This window comes from Phaeobacter sp. CAU 1743 (genome assembly GCF_039839315.1).
Taxonomy (GTDB): Bacteria; Pseudomonadota; Alphaproteobacteria; order Rhodobacterales; family Rhodobacteraceae; genus Phycobacter; species Phycobacter gallaeciensis_A.
This window is the reverse complement of sequence record NZ_JBDOQR010000181.1, coordinates 1-1,481: the sequence shown is the minus strand read 5'-3', so window position 1 is coordinate 1,481 and position 1,481 is coordinate 1. Positions and strand designations below refer to the sequence as shown.

General features: G+C 55.4%; 2 protein-coding genes and 1 pseudogene. All 3 read left to right on the top strand.

The window, feature by feature from the left end:
• Positions 1-269: ion channel (locus AAFO90_RS24805; RefSeq protein ID WP_347511179.1), on the top strand; the 269-nt coding region annotated here is incomplete at its 5' end.
• A 161-nt stretch (positions 270-430) separates the two neighbouring features.
• Positions 431-880, top strand: coding sequence for a DUF6010 family protein (locus AAFO90_RS24800; RefSeq protein ID WP_012187041.1), 450 nt, complete (start codon positions 431-433; stop codon positions 878-880).
• A gap of 3 nt (positions 881-883) precedes the next feature.
• Positions 884-1,354: pseudogene (locus tag AAFO90_RS24795) on the top strand (VTT domain-containing protein); the annotation flags it as partial.
• Between the last annotated feature and the right edge of the window lie 127 nt (positions 1,355-1,481).

Here is a 1,481-nt window from a genome sequence, read left to right as displayed (position 1 = left end):
AACTTGTGACGCTCGCCGTGTTCAACACGATGGTGGTGGCAAGCGTTCTGCCGCAATCGTTCAGCAACAGCCCGCCGATGTTTCAGGATGTTCTCTATGTTACGGGCATCTCGTTCTCGACCCTTGGCTATTCGTCCATAGAGGTGGTCGGGCCCTTTCGACTGTTGCTGATGCTGCAATCGCTTTTGGGCTTCATGTTGCTGACCTGGTCAGCGACGTTTCTTTACTCAGCCTGCCAGCAAGTCTGGCAGAAGGCGAAAGATGACTGAAAATCGCCACGCGCGTCGGACATGAGCTTGGCGTCAGCGTCAAATACGTCCTGATATCGGTCCTTTGACCTCACCGTGGAACGGTTGAGTGAGCGCTGCGTTGCGCGCGTGGATGAATAGCCCTTGACCTTCCAGTTGCTGGAATCCCTAGGTACAAAGCCATGGCACAGATTTTCGAAAAGACAGGCGATCACGTATCGCACCATCGACACGGGGATATCTTGAAATCTCCCGTATGGGTTGGTGTGTTGTTTGTCTTGCTCACAATGCCGGCTCACCTGTTTTTGGATGAAAAGAGCTCGATAGCTCTTGCTTCGATCACGCTTGCTTTGATTGGCGGTGCCTATATCGGCTTTGGCGCCGCGGACGGCAGAGCGCGCGTGTTCTGGGCAGAGCTCGCCGTCGCCCTTTTGTTCGGCTCGGCAGCCTTTTTGGGGCTGATATGGCATTGGGCTTTCCTTCCCTTGGGCTTGGCCCTGCACGCCCTTTGGGACATGTCACACCACAATTCTTATCGTCTCGCCCGGATTCCGAACTGGTATATTCCATTCTGCGTGGCCTTTGACCTTTTGGCAGCGACGTTTTTCGTTCTGCTCTATGCCGTGTTTTGATCCATGATGATGCGCATCCTTCTTATTGCGGTGTTCCTGATGGGAGTCGTCGCATTGGCCTTCCCGGACGTCCTTGGCGTTGACATTCGCCTGCCTGATCGCGCGGAAATTGACCGCTGGATCGAGGCGGCAGGTCTTGCCGGACCAATTGTTATCGTGGCGCTTATGACAATCGCTATCGTCGCAAGCCCCCTGCCCTCGGCGCCGATCGCACTCGCCGCCGGAGCGGCTTATGGGCACACGTTCGGGACACTCTTTGTCGTTCTTGGCGCGGAACTCGGTGCGCTTGCCGCTTTTGGTCTGGCCCGCGGTCTCGGTCGTCCCTTCGTTGAGCGTCATCTCGGTCAGAAGATTAACACAGGCCTGTTCGGATCGCAGAACACTCTGACCTTCTTGGTCTTCGGCAGTCGCCTGCTGCCGTTTCTGTCCTTCGATATGATCAGTTACGCCGCAGGTCTGAGCAAGCTGCATCTTTGTCTGACGTCAGCACCAATGGGACAGTTTAGGGTGATTTGATAAGAGAGGGTTTCTGGCTCATCGTAACCACCAAGGAGTGAAGATGAGACAGAAACCCGGAAGCAAGCAGAGCCACGGCGAGAAG